The organism is Rhodanobacter sp. C06, assembly GCF_002001105.1.
Classification (GTDB): domain Bacteria; phylum Pseudomonadota; class Gammaproteobacteria; order Xanthomonadales; family Rhodanobacteraceae; genus Rhodanobacter_A.
On record NZ_MUNP01000076.1, the window covers coordinates 1 to 14089 of the forward strand.

15 protein-coding genes are annotated in these 14089 nt (G+C 69.4%); 9 read left to right on the forward strand and 6 right to left on the reverse strand.

Annotated elements, in window-relative coordinates:
• Positions 1-347 precede the first annotated feature (347 nt).
• Positions 348-803 (forward strand): DUF192 domain-containing protein, encoded by a 456-nt coding sequence (locus B0E52_RS16625; protein ID WP_077485663.1) that lies wholly within the window; start codon positions 348-350, stop codon positions 801-803.
• A 231-nt stretch (positions 804-1034) separates the two neighbouring features.
• Here the strand turns inward: B0E52_RS16625 and B0E52_RS16630 are convergent, their stop codons facing one another.
• On the reverse strand, positions 1035-1232 hold the full coding sequence (locus tag B0E52_RS16630; protein WP_077485665.1) for a rubredoxin: 198 nt from the start codon (positions 1230-1232) through the stop codon (positions 1035-1037).
• A 111-nt stretch (positions 1233-1343) separates the two neighbouring features.
• On the opposite strand from B0E52_RS16630, the gene thiE reads away from it, so the two are divergent.
• The 4 genes from thiE to B0E52_RS16650 all read left to right on the forward strand — a co-directional run bounded on the left by thiE (position 1344) and on the right by B0E52_RS16650 (position 4694).
• Positions 1344-1970, forward strand: a complete 627-nt coding sequence (gene thiE / locus B0E52_RS16635; protein ID WP_077485667.1) for a thiamine phosphate synthase — start codon at positions 1344-1346, stop codon at positions 1968-1970.
• A 10-nt stretch (positions 1971-1980) separates the two neighbouring features.
• Positions 1981-3267, forward strand: coding sequence for a glutamate-1-semialdehyde 2,1-aminomutase (gene hemL / locus B0E52_RS16640; RefSeq protein WP_077485668.1), 1287 nt, complete (start codon positions 1981-1983; stop codon positions 3265-3267).
• A gap of 117 nt (positions 3268-3384) precedes the next feature.
• The gene (locus B0E52_RS16645; RefSeq protein WP_077485670.1) at positions 3385-4041 is read left to right on the forward strand and encodes a hypothetical protein; all 657 of its coding nucleotides are present in this window, start codon (positions 3385-3387) and stop codon (positions 4039-4041) included.
• Positions 4042-4046: 5 nt separating this feature from the next.
• Positions 4047-4694, forward strand: coding sequence for a MarR family transcriptional regulator (locus B0E52_RS16650; protein WP_168174214.1), 648 nt, complete (start codon positions 4047-4049; stop codon positions 4692-4694).
• Here B0E52_RS16650 and B0E52_RS16655 read toward each other — a convergent pair whose 3' ends face one another.
• The 5 genes from B0E52_RS16655 to B0E52_RS16675 form a co-directional block, all read right to left on the reverse strand.
• Entirely contained in the window at positions 4695-5114 is a 420-nt protein-coding gene (locus tag B0E52_RS16655) for a VOC family protein (protein ID WP_077485673.1), read from the reverse strand.
• An 18-nt stretch (positions 5115-5132) separates the two neighbouring features.
• Positions 5133-6371: an acetylornithine/succinylornithine family transaminase gene (locus B0E52_RS16660; protein ID WP_077485675.1), complete on the reverse strand. Its 1239-nt coding sequence runs from the start codon at positions 6369-6371 to the stop codon at positions 5133-5135.
• 185 nt (positions 6372-6556) lie between these two features.
• Entirely contained in the window at positions 6557-7900 is a 1344-nt protein-coding gene (locus B0E52_RS16665) for a sigma-54 dependent transcriptional regulator (RefSeq protein ID WP_077485676.1), read from the reverse strand.
• 243 nt (positions 7901-8143) lie between these two features.
• On the reverse strand, positions 8144-8746 hold the full coding sequence (locus tag B0E52_RS16670) for an LON peptidase substrate-binding domain-containing protein (protein ID WP_077485678.1): 603 nt from the start codon (positions 8744-8746) through the stop codon (positions 8144-8146).
• Between the two features lie 222 nt (positions 8747-8968).
• Positions 8969-9787, reverse strand: coding sequence for an NAD(P)-dependent oxidoreductase (locus tag B0E52_RS16675; RefSeq protein ID WP_077485680.1), 819 nt, complete (start codon positions 9785-9787; stop codon positions 8969-8971).
• 137 nt (positions 9788-9924) lie between these two features.
• Here B0E52_RS16675 and B0E52_RS16680 point away from each other — a divergent pair, with 137 nt between their 5' ends.
• The 4 genes from B0E52_RS16680 to grxD all read left to right on the forward strand — a co-directional run bounded on the left by B0E52_RS16680 (position 9925) and on the right by grxD (position 14084).
• Positions 9925-10845 carry an ABC transporter ATP-binding protein gene (locus B0E52_RS16680; protein ID WP_077485682.1) on the forward strand — a complete coding sequence of 307 codons (921 nt, stop codon included), beginning with the start codon at positions 9925-9927 and terminating at the stop codon, positions 10843-10845.
• On the forward strand, positions 10842-12254 hold the full coding sequence (locus B0E52_RS16685; protein ID WP_139351733.1) for a hypothetical protein: 1413 nt from the start codon (positions 10842-10844) through the stop codon (positions 12252-12254). Before B0E52_RS16680 ends, B0E52_RS16685 begins: the two co-directional genes overlap by 4 nt.
• A 210-nt stretch (positions 12255-12464) precedes the next feature.
• Complete coding sequence (locus B0E52_RS16690; RefSeq protein WP_174575585.1) at positions 12465-13064, forward strand: SGNH/GDSL hydrolase family protein; 600 nt, start codon at positions 12465-12467, stop codon at positions 13062-13064.
• Between the two features lie 111 nt (positions 13065-13175).
• On the forward strand, positions 13176-14084 hold the full coding sequence (gene grxD, locus B0E52_RS16695) for a Grx4 family monothiol glutaredoxin (protein ID WP_077485685.1): 909 nt from the start codon (positions 13176-13178) through the stop codon (positions 14082-14084).
• Positions 14085-14089: the final 5 nt, after the last annotated feature.

A 14089-nucleotide genomic window follows, 5' to 3' on the forward strand; every position in this document is an offset into this window, starting at 1 on the left:
TGCATTGCTTGGACAGGTCATCGACCCGCCAGCGCAAGGCGTCCACACAATTCACCTGTGCACACTGTCAAAGATCCAACCACCGCGGAGCTTTCCGCTAGAGGACATTTCGTCCCGGTGAGCCGCCCATTCTACATCGGTTTTTCCCGTCGTCAACAAGCGCGAGGAGAAAATTTCACGTCGCGTTGTCGAGGAACCCTTCGACGAAAGGCGGCTCGTCGAAGGGGCGAGAATCATAGCGCCGCGCCGCGCGACTGGGAAGGGGCGGCACGCAAATTTTTCGGCGAAGCCACCACGATGCGCGGCTCTACACTGCCCCGACCATAGACCATGCGAGACATCACGCCATGCTGAGATTCCTGCTCGCCGCCGCGCTGCTGGCACTGGGCGGCAACGCCTGCGCGTACCCCGCTGACACTGCACCCGTCAGCGTAACCCTGCGCGGGCATCACTACTCGGTGGAGCTCGCCACCAACGAGGCTGCACGCGAACACGGCCTGATGATGCGAAGCTCGCTGGCACCGGACCACGGCATGCTGTTCGTGTTTCCCGATACGGCGCCACGCGGGTTCTGGATGAAGAACACGCTGATCCCGCTCGACATCCTGTACTTCGATGCCGAGCGCAAGCTGGTGTCGGCGCAAGTCGACGTGCAACCGTGCAAAGCCGATCCGTGCCCGGTCTACCCCAGCACGGGGCCGGCGCGTTACGTGCTGGAGCTGTCGGCAGGCACGGCCGCGCGGATCGGCGTGCGCAACGGCGACACGCTGGCGATCGAGGGCAAGCTGGGAACGGTCGACTGAGCGACGTCGGCCGGCGAGACGAGCGCCACGCCGACGCGGTAAGGGATCAACGCTTCGGGACGGATCGCGTCGAGCATGTCCCAGTCATCTTCGAACGGAATGAACTGCTGCATGGTGATGCTTCCGCATGACGCGCATGGCTTGCGCGTGGAAGCATCACAGCAGATCGGCGGGCCCGCTCGCAGGCGGAAACATGGCGAAAACGGGCCGGGTGCGGGCAGGCATCGGCGATCAGTCGACCTCGATCATCTCGAAGTCGCTCTTGGTGGCGCCGCAATCCGGACAGGTCCAGGTCTCGGGCACGTCCTCCCAGCGCGTGCCGGCGGCGATGTCCTCTTCCGGCACGCCCAGCGCTTCGTCGTAAATGTAGCCGCAGACCACGCACATCCATTTACGCAGCGTGGCGGTTTCGGTGGAGCTCTGGCTCATCGTCGTGCTTCTTTGTTCAAGGGCGAATAGTGCATTCTCGCAACTCGCCTGCCGTTGCGAAAGCACGCGGCGCTCGCCCGCGCTCCACGAAGCCACGAAAAACCCTACGCCATGACATCCATCCAACTCCCGCACTGCGGCCTGTATGCGATCACCGACGGCCCGCGCACCGACCTGTCGACGGCTGTCTCGCAGGCGCTGGCCGGCGGCGCGCGGGTGCTGCAATACCGCGACAAGACCGCCGATGCCGCGCGGCGCCATGCCGAAGCCGCTGCGCTCAAGCAGTTGTGCGACGCGCACGCCGTGCCGCTGATCGTCAACGACGACGTCGCGCTGGCCGTCGCGGTGGGCGCCGCCGGCGTACACCTGGGACGCGACGACGATGACGTGGCCGCCGCCCGCGTGGCGCTGGGCCCTGGTGCGATCATCGGCGTGTCCTGTTACGACTCGCTCGAACGCGCCCGCGCCGCCGCAGCAGCCGGCGCCGACTACGTGGCGTTCGGCGCGTTCTTCCCCTCGCCCACCAAGCCGCAGGCGGCACGCGCGCCGCTGGACCTGCTGCGGCAGAGCGCCACGCTGGGCGTGCCACGGGTGGCGATCGGCGGCATCACGCCGGACAATGCGTCCTCCCTGGTCGAAGCCGGCGCGGACTTCCTCGCCGTGATCTCCGCGGTGTTCGCCGCGCCCGACGTGCGCTCCGCCACGCAGCGTTTCGCCCGCCTCTACCCCGCCGATTGAGAAGCCACCGATGAGCACCAACCACGAACTGTTCCAGCGCGCCCGCCAGTTGATGCCCGGCGGCGTCAATTCGCCGGTACGCGCGTTCAAGTCGGTGGGCGGCGAGCCGTTCTTCACCGCGCGCGCCGACGGCGCCTACCTATGGGATGTGGAAGGCAGGCGCTACGTCGACTACGTGGGCTCGTGGGGGCCGATGATCGTGGGCCACAACCACCCCGCGGTGCGCGAGGCAGTGGAACGCACCGTGAAGAACGGCCTCTCCTTCGGCACGCCCTGCCCCGCCGAAGTGATGATGGCCGAGACCATCGTGAAACTGGTGCCGTCGATGCAGATGGTGCGCATGGTGAACTCGGGCACCGAGGCCACCATGTCGGCGATTCGCCTCGCCCGTGGCGCCACCGGCCGCGCGAAGATCGTGAAGTTCGAGGGCTGCTACCACGGCCACGGCGACAGCTTCCTGGTGAAGGCCGGTTCCGGCGCGCTCACCTTCGGCGTGCCCACCTCGCCCGGCGTGCCCAAGGCGAACGCCGACCTCACGCTCACCCTGCCCTACAACGACCTCGATGCGGCCAAGGCCATGTTCGCCGAACACGGCAGCGAGATCGCCGGCCTGATCATCGAGCCGGTGGCCGGCAACATGAATTGCATCCCACCAGTGGACGGCTATCTGCAAGGCCTGCGCGAACTGTGCACGCGCCACGGCGCGCTGCTGATCTTCGACGAGGTGATGACCGGCTTCCGAGTGGCGCTGGGAGGCGCGCAGGCGCTGTACGGCGTGACGCCCGACCTCAGCACCTTCGGCAAGATCATCGGCGGCGGCATGCCGGTGGGTGCCTACGGCGGCCGTCGCGAGCTGATGGAACAGATCGCGCCGGCCGGCCCGATCTACCAGGCCGGCACGCTCAGCGGCAATCCGGTGGCGATGGCGGCGGGCCTCGCGATGCTGGAGCTGATCCAGGCGCCGGGCTTTCACGACACGCTGGCCGCGCGCACCCGCCTGCTCTGCGACGGTTTCCAGTCGGTGGCCGACGCTGCCGGCGTGCCGTTCAGCACCAATCGCGTGGGTGGCATGTTCGGCCTGTTCTTCAGCGCGGAAAAGGTGACCGGCTACGCGCAGGCCACCGCGGCGGACACGGCGCTGTTCAACCGCTTCTTCCACGGCATGCTGAAGCGCGGCGTGTACCTCGCGCCCAGCGCGTTCGAGGCGGGCTTCCTGTCCAGCGCGCATTCGGACCAGGACATCGCCGATACCTTGCAAGCCGCACGCGAGGCACTGGCGGAGGCCAAGGCACGCTGAGCCGGCGCGTGACAATCGCTCCGCGACTGGCTTTACACATGGATATATTTACTATTCTTGGCCGTCACTCAGGATGACGGGGTCGCCATCCGGCGACCCGTCACAGGAGTAGACACCATGAAATCCCTCACCATTGCCTGCGCCCTTGCCTTGGGCCTGGGCCTGTCTTCCGTCACGCTTGCAGCGCCGACCATGCCGGCCATGCAAGCCGCACCGCAAGCCGCCGCGGCACCGGCCGCGCCGAAACTCCACGCCGCGCTCCGCAGCCTGTGGCACGGCCACATCGTGCACACCCGCGCCTACGCAATGGCGGTAAAGGCCGGCAACACGGCGGCGGCGACCAAGGCTGCCGATGACGTGGTCGTGAACGCGAGGCAGATCGCCAATGCCGTGGCCGGCTTCTACGGCGCCGACGCCGGCAAGGGCATGCTGAAACTGCTCGCCGGGCATTGGGCCGGCGTCAAGGCGCTGACCGATGCCGAACACGCCGGCGACAAGGCCGCCAGCGACAAGGCGATGCAGGACCTGTCCACGAATGCCGGCGAGATCGCGAAATTCCTGCACGGCGCGAACCCCGCGAACTGGCCCGAGGCCACGGTGCAAGGTCTGCTGCTGGAGCACGTGGCCGACCACAAGGCACAGATCGGCGAGATCATGGGCGGCGACAGTGCGGCCGAAGCGAAGACCTGGGTGATGATGCAGGAACACATGAACACCATCGCCGATGCGCTGGCCGGCGGTATCGCCGCGCAATTTCCGACCAAGGTGCAATGAAACCGGTGAGCGCCCTGCACCAGCTCGGCCAGACCCAGCAGAAACTGCTGCGGGCGCTGCTGGCCGCGCCGCAGGGCGCCAGCGTGGAAGCGCTGTGCCAAGCCTTGCACGTCACCCATAACGCGGTGCGCCAGCATCTGGCCGCGCTGATCGCCGCGGGTTATGTCGAGCGCGGCATGGCGCAGCCCACCGGCGGCCGGCCGCAGGCGCGCTACCTGCTGCTGCCGGCGGGGCGCGAGCTGTTTCCGCGCAATTACGGCCTGATCGCCACCGGCATCCTCGAACACCTGTACGCCAGCGCCGGCAAGGCCGGCGTGCAGGCACTGCTGGCCACGATCGGGCAGGAGCTGGGCAGCGCCGCGGCCAGCCGCGTCGACGGCGCGGATGACGCCGCCATCGCCGCGCGGCTCGCCGAGCAACTCGACGCGCTGGGCTACGAAGCGTCCACCGTTAAGCGTGACGGCGAAACCCAGGTCGAGGCGTACAACTGCGTGTTCCACACCTTGGCGAAGCAGCACCCGGACGTGTGCCGCTTCGATCTCGCCTTCATGGAAGCGGCCACCGGACGGCCGATCCAGCACATGGAATGCCTGCTGCGCGGCGGGCAGGCCTGCCGCTTCCGCATCGGCAAGCCGCGCTCCGGCGAGAGCTGATCACCACTGACCGACATTGGGCATCGAGGCCCAGGGTTCGGCCGGCGGCAGGTGGCCGTCCTGCAGCAGCTCCACCGAGACCAGGTCGGGCGAACGCACGAAGGCCATGTGACCGTCGCGCGGCGGGCGATGGATGGTGTAGCCCATGTCCATCAGTCGCCGGCAGGTGGCATAGATGTCCTCCACCCGGAACGCGAGGTGGCCGAAGTTGCGCGCACTGCCGTAATCCTCGGTCGAACCCCAGTTGTAGGTCAGCTCGACTTCCGCCTCGGGGCTGTCCGGTGCGGCAAGAAACACCAGGGTGAACTTGCCCTGGGCGTTCTCCATGCGGCGCATTTCCTTCAGGCCCAGGCCTCCGCAGTAGAAACGCAGCGAGGCATCGATGTCGCGCACGCGCACCATGGTGTGCAGGTATTTCATCGTCAGTCTCCGTCGGTGTCAGACCTGCGCGAAGGCGCGGAGAGCCGCGTGCAGGCGCTTCAGTCCTTCAGCCAGTTCCTCGGCGTCGATCGTCAGCGGCGGCACGAAACGCAGCACGTCCGGGCCGGCCTGCAGCAGCAGCAGGCCGTGCGCGGCGGCGTGGTCGAGAATCTCGCCGGCCTTGCCGCGGTGCGCCTCGGCCAGCACTGCGCCGATCATCAGGCCGCGGCCGCGCACCTCGTCGAACAGGTGCAGTTCCGCATCGATCGCCGCCAGCCCGTCGCGCAACGCCTGCGCCTGCGCCACCACGTTCGCCAGCAATTCGTGCGAGCCCAGCTTGCGCAATGCCGTACGCGCCACCGCGGCAGCCATCGGGTTGCCGCCGAAGGTGGTGCCGTGGGCGCCGTACTGCATCACCTCGGCCACCTTCGGCCCGGCCAGCATCGCGCCGATCGGGAAACCGCAACCCAGCGCCTTGGCGAGCGTCACGATGTCGGGCCGCACGCCATCCTGCACGTGGGCGAACAGCGTGCCGGTGCGGCCCATGCCGCACTGAATCTCGTCCAGCACCAGCAACGCACCGTGCGCGTCGCACAGTTCGCGCACGCGCTGCAGAAACCCGGGCGCGGCCGGCACTACGCCGCCCTCGCCCTGCACCGGCTCCAGCATCACCGCGGCGACGTCGCCAGCGGCGAACGCAGCCTCCAGCGCGGCCACATCGTTGAAGTCGAGGTAGCGGAAGCCTTGTGGCAGCGGCTCGTAGCCGGCCTGGTACTTCGGCTGCGCGGTGGCGGTGACGGTGGCCAGGGTGCGGCCGTGGAACGAGCCCTTGAAGGTGACGATGACGCGCCGCTCCGGTGCGCGCCCCTGCGCGGCCGCCCACTTGCGCACCAGCTTGATCGCCGCCTCGTTCGCCTCGGCGCCGGAGTTGCACAGGAATACCCGCTCGGCAAAATTGCTTGTCTGCACCAGCTCCTCGGCCAGCCGCAGCGGCGGCTCGGTGTAGAACACGTTGCTGGCGTGCCACAGCTTGTGCGCCTGCGCGGTGAGCGCGGCGAGCAGGTCGGGATCCTGGTGGCCCAGCGCATTCACCGCGATGCCGGCGCCGAAGTCGACGTAGTCGCGCCCTTCCGTATCCCACACCCGCGCGCCCTTGCCGTGGTCGAGCACCAGCTCGCGCGGCTTGTACACCGGCAGCCAGTAACGCTGGCCGAGACCGATCAGGGAGGAAGGCAGGGTCGAATCGTGTTGCGGCATGGGGCACTCCAGGTTGCGCCCCGGCCCTGTTCCCGTGTTCGCCCGGAGCGTCGCGAAACGTCCGCGATCGCAGGATCCGGCCAGGTGATGCGCGTGAGGCCGGCATTATCCCACGGGCAACCGCCGGATCCGCGCCGATCCGGCACAGGGATCGGCGAAGGCCGCCCGCCGCCTGCCGACGCCGCTTACGGTGTGCGCAACTCCAGCCGGTGCTTCTTGCACAGGCGGTACACGGTGACCCGGGAGATCTGCAGGCGCCGCGCGCACTCGCTGATGTTGAACCGGCACTCGCGCAGGCAGGCGGCGATGGTCTCGCGCTCGGCCGAGGCGCGGGAGACACCAAGGCTGGCGCCAGCCAGGTCAGCGTGTTCCGTCGCGCCGACCGGCAGGGCGAGGTCAGCCGCGCTGATCAGCGCGCCTTCCGCCAGCACCGCGGCGCGCTGCACCCGATTGCGCAGCTCGCGCACGTTGCCCGGCCACGCGTACTGGCGCATCGCCTGCAAGGCCGCGTCGTCGAAACCGCGGGCGGCGCAGGCCTGCCGTTCGCGGAAGCGTTCGAGATAATGCTGCGCCAGCAGGTCGACGTCGTCGCCGCGCTCGCGCAGCGGCGGCACCTGCAGCCGCAGCACGTTGAGCCGGTAGTACAGGTCCTCGCGGAAGCGACCCGTCGCCACGGCGTGTTCCAGATCCAGATGGGTGGCGGCCATCACGCGCACGTCGACCTCGACCGGCCGGCTGCTGCCAAGGCGTTGCAGCACGCCTTCCTGCAGGAAGCGCAGCAGGTTGGTCTGCGCGTCCAGCGGCAGGTCGCCGACTTCGTCCAGCAGGATGCTGCCGCCGGCCGCGCTCTCGATGTGCCCGATCCGCCGCGTGGTGGCGTCGGTGAACGCGCCGCGCTCGTGGCCGAACAATTCGGACTGCACCAGGTTGAGCGGCAGCGAACCGCAGTTGATCGCCACGAACGGCTGCATGGCGCGCGCCGAGAGTCGATGCAGCACGCGGGCGGCCACTTCCTTGCCGACGCCGGTCTCGCCGGTGATCAGCACCGGCAGATCGACCGGCGCGTACTTGCGCAGGCTGGCCGCCACCGTCGCCAGTGCGGCGCTGCGCCCTACCAGCTCGGGCAGGTCGACCGCCGACTCCGTCACGGGCGGCGGCCCCGCGGCGGCGCGCGCCAGTGCCGCGAGCAGGCGCGGCAGATCGAGCGGCGTGCTGAAGAAATCGCGGCAACCTTGCAGGATGCGCTTGACCTGCGGATGCCGCGCCTGCGTGTCGAACGGGATCAGGGCGATCCACGGCAGCGCGGGATGCTCCGTCATCAGGCGTCGCATCACCGGCATGGCGCGCGCGTCGCATTGGCGCAGGTCCGCCAATGCCACCACGTCGCCGCCCTCGCGCACCCCAGCGTCGGCGTCCACCCCGGCCACGCGAAGATGCCATCCGGCCTCAGCCAGTCCCTTGCGCTCGCGGGCATCCGGTTGTCCGAACCAGATCACGCACCCCAGCGGCTTCGCACCTGTAGCGTCCATACTCCCTCCCCCGGATTTGATCGCCACGTATCGCCCCCTTCGCGACACCCGTGTGGCGGATCCATGCAGGCAAGTGATTCGGCGCGAATTGTAATCCCGCCCGGACGGCGCGGATATGACAGCGCCGTGCGGATCCATCCGGGTCGATGACGGCTCGGGCCTTGCGCACGCGGCGCTTCGAAAGATCTTTCGACGACGCAGATCGACATGCGCCTGCCCGGCCCACCGCCGCGCGTGAATGCGTCAGGCCTTCTGGAAGCGCGGCAGGATGTCGCGCAGCTCAGCCAGGCGCTGCAGCGGGTCGGCAAGCTCCAGCAGGCGCTGGCGTTCGTCACCACCCAGCGGCAGCAGTTCGGCCAGCCGGAAACCCAGCCAGCGCGCGTCGTCGTAGCACTCGCGCGGCACCTGCCGCCACTGCGGCGCCATCGCCTCGACCAGGCGCTCGGCGATCGTCTGCAGCAAGGCGAGCTCGACCGGCACCGGCACGTGCGCCTCCTCCGGCCACCACTCCACCTCGCCACGCAGCTGGCCGTCCGCGCGCACCCGTGTGCGCCGCACCCGGAAGCGCTGGCCACCCTCGGCCACGATGCCGAGCAAGCCGTCGGCGCCGTAATGGAAATCCACGATGTGCGCCAGCGTGCCCACCGCCGCCGGCAGGGCCGGCTCGCCGGTTTCGCGCCCTTGCAGGATCAGGCAGACGCCGAAGCCGCGCTCGTCGCGCGTGCACTCGCGCACCAGATCGAGGTAGCGCGGCTCGAAGATGCGCAGTTCCAGCCGTCCGCCCGGGTACAGCACCGTGGACAGCGGGAACAACGGCAGCTCGGCGCGGGAAGAACGTCCAGCCATGCGGGCAGTGTAACGGGCAGTTGCTGCGCCCCATCGACCACTGCTCCGCCCGGGGCCGGCACATCCCCGTACCCCGCTTCGCCGGGGAGGCACGCCGGGAAGGGGACGGGCTTGTTCATCGATTTCCCCGAAGCGGCGGCGCCCGTGGAACTGGACGCCGACTCTGCATCGTGGGTGCCGGCGCCGACCGCCTACGGCCGCTCTGCGCGCCCTGACGCCGGGTCAGCCCAGGAAAAGATCGGGCAGCAGCGGCTGGCCTGGCTGCACCGCGTAAGGGTCGAAATCGCGCACGCCGGTCTCGCGCAACACGTCCTCGTCGATCGCGAAACTGCCGGTGCATTCCCGCGCGGGACGGACGAGCATGGCATGCGCCGCATCGGCCACGATCTCCGGTCGCCGGCACTGCTCGGCACGCACGCCCTCGATCATGCCGATCGCCGCCGTGGCGATCACCGTGCGCGGCCACAGCGCGTTCACCGCGATGCCCAGCGGCGCGAATTCCGCGCTCATGCCCAGCACGCACAGGCTCATGCCCATCTTGGCGATGGTGTAGGCGGTGTGCGGCGCGAACCACTTCGGGTCGAGGCTGGGCGGCGGCGCCAGCATCAGCACGTGCGGGTTCGCGGCCTGCTTCAGATGCGGCAGGCAGCTCTGCGTGACGAGGAAGGTCCCACGCGTGTTGACCTGGTGCATCAGGTCGTAGCGTTTCATCGGCGTGCCCTCCACGCCGGCCAGCCAGATCGCGCTGGCGTTGTTCACCACGATGTCGATGCCGCCGAAGTGCTCGGCCGCCTGCGCCGCCGCGGCGCGCACCTCGGCCTCGTCGCGGATGTCGCACTTCAGCGCCAGCGCGCGGCCGCCGGCCGCCTCGATCTCGGCGGCGGCGGTATGGATGGTGCCGGGCAGCCTGGGGTTCGGCACGCCGCTCTTGGCGACGATCGCGATGTTGGCGCCGTCGCGCGCGGCGCGCAGCGCGATCGCCAGGCCGATGCCGCGCGAGGCGCCGGTGATGAACAGGGTCTTGCCGCTGAGGGTGGTCATGGGCTGGCCAGGGAGTGAGGAGCGGGGTCAGAGTCAGTTTTCCGCATCTCCCGGTCAAGCCGAAACGTCAGGAAAACTGACTCTGACCCCATCTGCGTGGCACATTGGCCGCCTCGCCAAGGGGAGCATGCGCAAGGATGTCGACTATCGCCACGGTACCGACGGCGCCCGTCGCCGACGCGCGGATCGAGCCCGTGCTGCATGTGCGCGGCCTGCGCAAATCCTTCAAGCAGCGCGAGGTGCTGCGCGGCATCGACTGGGACGTGCCGCCCGGCCGGGTGATCGGCCTGCTGGGCAGGAATGGCGCCGGCAAGACCACCTTGCTGCGCTGCCTGCTGGGCCTCTCGCCGATCGACGCAGGCACGGTGGAACTGTTCGGCGAGGCGATGACCGAACCCGGCGGCGAACGCATGCACCGCATCGGCTTCGTGCCGCAGACCTTCGATCTGTTTCCGTGGATGAAGGTGCGCGCCTACCTCGACTTCACCGCCGCGTTCTACGTGCGCTGGAACCACGCGCTGGCCGCGCGCCTGCTCGGCGACTGGGAACTCGACCCGAAGCAGAAGATCGGCGAGCTGTCGCAGGGCCAGCGGCAGAAGCTGGCGATCGTGCGCGCCATCGCGCCCGAACCCGACCTGCTGGTGCTGGACGAACCGGTGGCCAGCCTCGACCCGCAGGCGCGCCGCGCCTTCATGGCCGAGCTGCTGGAGTTGATGAAGGCGCCGGGCAAGACGGTGATCTTCTCCACCCACATCACCGCCGACCTCGAACGTGCCGACGCCGACATCACCCTGCTGCGCGACGGCGCGATCCAGTTCACCCGGCCGCTGGCCGAGCTGCGCGAACACCTGCGCCGCGCCGTGCTCGTGCGCGCGGGCGGCTGGCCGCAGGCACCGGTGGTCGCCGGCCTGCTGAAGGCCACGCTCAAGGGCGACGAGGCGCAACTGCTGGTGGAGGATGCGAACGTCGAAAGCCTGCATGCACTGGCCACACGCGAAAGCGCTGTGCTGCGCATCGAGACGCCCACGCTGGAAGACCTGTTCGTGGAGCTGGCATGAGGGCGGTGTGGCAGCTGTGGTTGCAGCCATGCCGGCAACTGCTGGTCGGCGCGTTGCTGCTGCAACTGACCTGGCTGGTCGCCGCGATCCTGCTGGCTTGCACACCCGCAATCGGCATGGACATCGCCGGCGTGGCCGCCACGCTGCTCGCCTTCGGCGCCTGGTTCTGGTTCACCATGCTGGGCATGTGCCTGCGCGGACTGTGCCGGCCCGAGAGTTTCCTGCTGCCCGGCTTCCGCCCGCGGCTCGCCACGGCGGGGGCGCTGCAGGTCGCGCAGTGGGTACTGCTGCCCACGCTGGCCGCGCTGCTGCTGGGCGTGCCGCATGCGTTGCTGGCTGGCACGACCATCCTGCTGCTGGCGTCCATCGGGCTGGCGGCCAGTTCCACGCGCTACATCAACCTGCTGGTGTGGGGCCTGTTCGTGCTGGCCGGCTGGCAGCCGGGGCTGGCCGGCCAGATCGCCCGCGCGCTGATTGCCTCGCCATGGGCCATGCCGCTGGCGCTGTTGCTGGCAGCCCTGATCGCCAGGCTCAGCCTGGGCGCGATGCTGCGCATCGAAGACCGCGAAACGGACAGCTCACCACTGGAAAACGCCCAGCTCGGACGCACCCGGGTGCGAAGCCTGGACGGCACACCCGCGCGCCGCGGCAAGCTGGGCAAGCGCATCGGCGCGATCTTCGACGGCACCTCGCAACGCGCGATGGAACAGGCGCTGCTGCGCTATCGCCGCAGGCCTACCTGGCATCTGCGCATGATGCTGGTGCGCCGGCTGCTGCTGCCGCACGACAACCCGCAGGCGATCGCGCTGCGCCTGCTGCTGGTGGCGGCGATCGTGACGTTCTACGTGGTGGCGGTGATGCATCGCCAGCGCTTCAACGCGGTGATGGTGGGCGCCTACGCGATCCTGCTGGGCGTGGCGCGCTTCCCGCAGCTCGGCCGCGGCATGCGGCAGATGCGGCCGAACCTCGCCGACCTCTACCTCACGCTGGCGCCGCCGACGCGCGCCGACTTCCAGCAGACCCTGCTCGACGCGCTCACCGTGCTGGTGCCGATCACCGTGCTCGGCACCGTGGCCTACACCGGGCTGGGCATCGTGCTCACCCACGCGGCGGAACCAGTGCGCATGCTGCTGACCGCGGCGATCGTCAGCGTGGGCGCCAGCCTCACCGCACTGGCGGTGCATCTGGTCGGTCCGGAGGGCAGCTTCGGTCGCGGCCTGGTCGACCTCGGCGTGACGCTGGGCGCAATGGTGACGTACTGGGGCGGCTACTGGCTGCTCGGTGCGCTGGGTCACGCCCTTGGCGGCGGCGTCCTGCTGCTGGTCACGCTGGGTTTCGGGCTGGGCGTGTGGACGTCGGCGCGGCGCGAGTACCTGCGTCGGCCGCCGTGCTTCGACGCGCCGCTGTAACGCGCCGCCCTGCAGGACCCGGTCGGCGCGGAATCTGCGCACGGCGCGAACCGGACCTTGCCATGACCCGACACCCATGAGGGTCCTGGCAGGGCTTGGAGCGAGGGCGCGATCGTCCCGGCCGCTACACTCTGCCGCTACCCTCATCCGGCACTTCGCGCCACCCTTCTCCCGCAGGGAGAAGAGCATCGAGACCCCCGCATGTCCCTGATGACCTATCTCGCCCTCGGCGACTCCTACACCATCGGCGAAGGCGTGCCGGCGGCGGGCCGCTGGCCCGTGCAACTGGCCGCCGCGCTGCGCGACGAGGGCGTGCCGCTGGCCGAGCCGACCATCCTCGCCACCACCGGCTGGACCACCGACGAGCTGTCCGCCGCGATGGCTGCGGCCGGCTTTGTGCCGCCCTGGGACCTGGTCAGCCTGCTGATCGGCGTCAACAACCAGTATCGCGGCCGCGCCGTGGCGGAGTATCGCGGCGAGTTCCGCCGCCTGCTGCAGCGCGCGATCACCCTGGCCGGCGACCGCGCCGACCGCGTGCTGGTGCTGTCTATCCCCGACTGGGGCGTCACCCCGTTCGCCCGCGACTGCGGCCGCGACATCGCGCGCATCGCGGCGGAATTGGATGCGTACAACGCCGCCGCCCATGACGAGACCTCGCATCGCGGTGCCGGCTGGACCGACATCACGGCGATCTCGCGCCGGCAGGCCAGTCTGCTTGCCGGCGACGGGCTGCATCCCTCCGCGGCGCAGTACGCGTTGTGGGCCGAGGCCGCGTTGCCGGTGGTTCGCGACATGCTGGAAACTTCCTGAGCCATTGCCGTTATTCCCGCTTTCGCGGGAATGACGAGCAAAACCAACTTGAAGCCGCGCGGCGGCGCCGCATATCGGCGGTATCATCATGTGTCCCCTCCGGAGTTCCCCATGTCTCTCGACACCGCCACCCGCGAACGCATCGAAACCCTGCTCAAGAGCCACCGCGTGGTGCTGTTCATGAAGGGCAACCGGTCCCAGCCGGCCTGCGGCTTCTCCGCCGCCGCCACCAACACGCTCAACGAGCTGTTGCCGGACTACCACACGGTGAACGTGCTGGAAGATCCGGAAATCCGCGAGGGCATCAAGGCCTACGGCGACTGGCCCACCATCCCGCAGCTCTACGTCGAAGGCGAGCTGGTCGGCGGCGCCGACATCATCCGCCAGATGTACGGCAGCGGCGAACTGCACACGCTGTTCGGCGTCGCCGCGCCGGACCGCACGCCGCCGGAAATCACCATCACCGACGCCGCCGCCAAGGCGATCCGCGAAGGCACTGCGAACGCGCAGGGCCTGGCGCTGCACTTGGAGATCGGCCCCGACCACAGCGCCGGCTTCCAGCTCGCCCCGGCCGGCGAGCACGACATCGTGGCGCACGCGAACGGCCTGGAAGTGCACTTCGACCCCGCCAGCGCCCAGCGCGCCAAGGGCATCGTGATCGACTGGGTCTCCACCGTGCAGGGCGAAGGCCTCAGCCTGAAATTCCCCGGCGCGCAGGAAGTGAAATCGCTCACCGTGCAGGAATTGCAGCAGCGCCTCGCCGCCGGCAGCATCGTGTTGATCGACGTACGCCCGGCCGCCGCCCGTGCCCAACTGCACGCGCTGCCGCAGGCGCGCATCCTCGAAGACGAAGGCTACGAGGCGCTCGCCGCCCTGCCCAAGGACACCGAACTGGCCTTCGTCTGCCAGCGCGGCATCTCCAGCCAAGGCGTGGCCGAACGCTTCGCCGCGCACGGCTTCAGCCACGTGCACAACGTGGCGGGCGGCATGGAAGCGTGGGCGGCCGAGATCGGCCACTGATCGGC

Excerpts from the sequence above, each read along its gene's own strand:
- B0E52_RS16625 (WP_077485663.1), top strand. The coding sequence starts at position 348 with ATGCTGAGATTCCTGCTCGCCGCCGCGCTGCTGGCACTGGGCGGCAAC.
- B0E52_RS16630 (WP_077485665.1), bottom strand. The coding sequence starts at position 1,232 with ATGAGCCAGAGCTCCACCGAAACCGCCACGCTGCGTAAATGGATGTGC.
- thiE (WP_077485667.1), top strand. The coding sequence starts at position 1,344 with ATGACATCCATCCAACTCCCGCACTGCGGCCTGTATGCGATCACCGAC.
- hemL (WP_077485668.1), top strand. The coding sequence starts at position 1,981 with ATGAGCACCAACCACGAACTGTTCCAGCGCGCCCGCCAGTTGATGCCC.
- B0E52_RS16645 (WP_077485670.1), top strand. The coding sequence starts at position 3,385 with ATGAAATCCCTCACCATTGCCTGCGCCCTTGCCTTGGGCCTGGGCCTG.
- B0E52_RS16655 (WP_077485673.1), bottom strand. The coding sequence starts at position 5,114 with ATGAAATACCTGCACACCATGGTGCGCGTGCGCGACATCGATGCCTCG.
- B0E52_RS16660 (WP_077485675.1), bottom strand. The coding sequence starts at position 6,371 with ATGCCGCAACACGATTCGACCCTGCCTTCCTCCCTGATCGGTCTCGGC.
- B0E52_RS16665 (WP_077485676.1), bottom strand. The coding sequence starts at position 7,900 with ATGGACGCTACAGGTGCGAAGCCGCTGGGGTGCGTGATCTGGTTCGGA.
- B0E52_RS16670 (WP_077485678.1), bottom strand. The coding sequence starts at position 8,746 with ATGGCTGGACGTTCTTCCCGCGCCGAGCTGCCGTTGTTCCCGCTGTCC.
- B0E52_RS16675 (WP_077485680.1), bottom strand. The coding sequence starts at position 9,787 with ATGACCACCCTCAGCGGCAAGACCCTGTTCATCACCGGCGCCTCGCGC.
- B0E52_RS16680 (WP_077485682.1), top strand. The coding sequence starts at position 9,925 with ATGTCGACTATCGCCACGGTACCGACGGCGCCCGTCGCCGACGCGCGG.
- B0E52_RS16685 (WP_139351733.1), top strand. The coding sequence starts at position 10,842 with ATGAGGGCGGTGTGGCAGCTGTGGTTGCAGCCATGCCGGCAACTGCTG.
- B0E52_RS16690 (WP_174575585.1), top strand. The coding sequence starts at position 12,465 with ATGACCTATCTCGCCCTCGGCGACTCCTACACCATCGGCGAAGGCGTG.
- grxD (WP_077485685.1), top strand. The coding sequence starts at position 13,176 with ATGTCTCTCGACACCGCCACCCGCGAACGCATCGAAACCCTGCTCAAG.